This is a genomic window from Methylolobus aquaticus, assembly GCF_054172105.1.
This window is the reverse complement of the sequence record NZ_JBSYXP010000043.1, coordinates 1-1,805: the sequence shown is the minus strand read 5'-3', so window position 1 is coordinate 1,805 and position 1,805 is coordinate 1. Positions and strand designations below refer to the sequence as shown.

The following is a 1,805-nucleotide window of genomic DNA, read 5'->3' as shown; positions in this document are numbered from 1 at the left end:
GGTCCACCATGCCCAGCCGTTGCGCAGGAGCGGACACCAGCGCATCCAGCAGCGCGACGTACTGTCCCGCCAGCCGCTCCACGGTCGCCGCCGCCAACCGCGCCACGGCGTAGGTGAACGTCGCGCCCAACGTCCCGTCCGCTCGCTCGACCGTATCCAGAATCAGGTCGAACTGGGTCGTTCGCTCGTCGCGTGGATAAGGCGCCATTCGCAAGCTTTCCAGCGCGCGCACGGCGGCGCCCTCGGCGCGCTGATGATTGAACATGACTTGAAATAGCGGATGGCGATCGAGGCTCCGCTCCGGCTGCAGTGCCTCGACCAGATGGTCGAAGGGCAAGTCGGCGTGGGCATGGGCGCCAAGCACCGCTTCCCTGACCTGTGCCAGCAGATCCCGGAAACGCATCGATCCGGTCACCGCTCCCTGCAAGACAAGGGTGTTCACGAAAAACCCGACGACATCCTGGACTTCCTGCCTGGACCGGTTGGCGTGCGGCACACCGACCCGTATCGAGCGCTCGCCGGTCGCGCGAAACAACAGCGCCTGGAAGGCGGCCAGCAGTACCATGAACGGTGTCGCACCGGCATCGCGGCAGAGTTCGCTCACACCGTTGCGCAATTCCGGCGGGATTTCGAACGTGAACGCCGCGCCATGCTCCAACTCGGCATCGTCGCGCGAGGTCCCCGGCGCCAGATCGAGCACTGGAAACTCCGTGCCCAGTTGATTTCGCCAGTAATCCAGTTGGCGCTCCATCTCACCGGCTTCGAGCCAGCTGCGCTGCCAGCCGGCAAAATCGGCATACTGGACCGCTAGCGTCGGGAGGCGCGGTGTACGGCCACCCCGGGCCGCGAAGTACAAATCTGCGAACTCGGCAACGATCAAGTTCAGCGACCACTCGTCGGCAACGATGTGGTGCAGGCAGAAGCCGAGCACGTGCCGGTCCTCGCCGAGTTTGATCAGCGTGACCCGCATCAACGGCGCGGCCTGCAGCACGAATGGCTCGGTTGCCATCGTATCCAGCAATTCCCGGACACGACTCGGACAGGTGGTCTCCGCCAGCGCGCTCAGGTCGGTGTACGCGACCGTCCCTTCGGCACGCTCGTGAATCCGCTGCACCGGCACCCCTTCGGTTTCGTGGAAGCTGGTCCGCAAACTTTCGTGCCGCGCGACGAGTCCGTCCACCGCCGTCTGCAGGGCGCGCCGATCGAGCGGACCCGATAGCTGGACCGCGTCGGCGATGTGATAGGCGCTGCTATCCGGCCGCAACTGCGCATGAAACCAAAGGCGCTGTTGTCCGTAGGAGACCGGTAGCGGCCCGTCGCGATCCACTCGAACGATCGGCAGGACGGCCGCCGCATCGATTCCGCGACGTCGCAGCAGGATGATAAGCGCCTTGCGCTGTTCCGGAGACAGACGGCCAAACTCGGCCAAAGCGGCGTGGTGTGCGGTCATGGGTCTTCCGCGGCCAGCAAGGCATTCAGTTCCTCGGGCGACAGGCTCCCGAGTTCGGCCAGTGCGTCGGCAAGGGCGGTCTGGGTTGGATTATCGTCACCGCATTGTCGCGACTGTATCTCGACAGCAAGTTCGGCAAGATCTGCGACTTCGAAAACCCGCGGCACGGCAATGTCGACGCCGAAGGCCTCACGGATGCGCGCCACCAGCTTCATCGCCAGGAGCGAATGGCCGCCGAGTGCGAAGAAGTTGTCGCTGACGCCGACGCTGTCGAGGTTGAGGACTTCCTGCCAGATCGCCGCCAGCTGCGCTTCGGTCGGGGTCCGGGGGGCCAGCGTCGCCGTGCTCGCCCGTT

At 65.3% G+C, this 1,805-nt stretch carries 2 protein-coding genes; both read right to left on the bottom strand.

The genetic code is table 11. The annotated features are described in order from the left end of the window. On the bottom strand, nucleotides 1-1,450 hold a 1,450-nt coding region (locus tag ACW73L_RS22075; RefSeq protein ID WP_498924693.1), incomplete at its 3' end, for a condensation domain-containing protein. Then, the coding region (locus ACW73L_RS22070) for a phosphopantetheine-binding protein (RefSeq protein ID WP_498924692.1) at nucleotides 1,447-1,805 on the bottom strand (359 nt) is incomplete at its 5' end. The genes ACW73L_RS22070 and ACW73L_RS22075, both read right to left, overlap by 4 nt.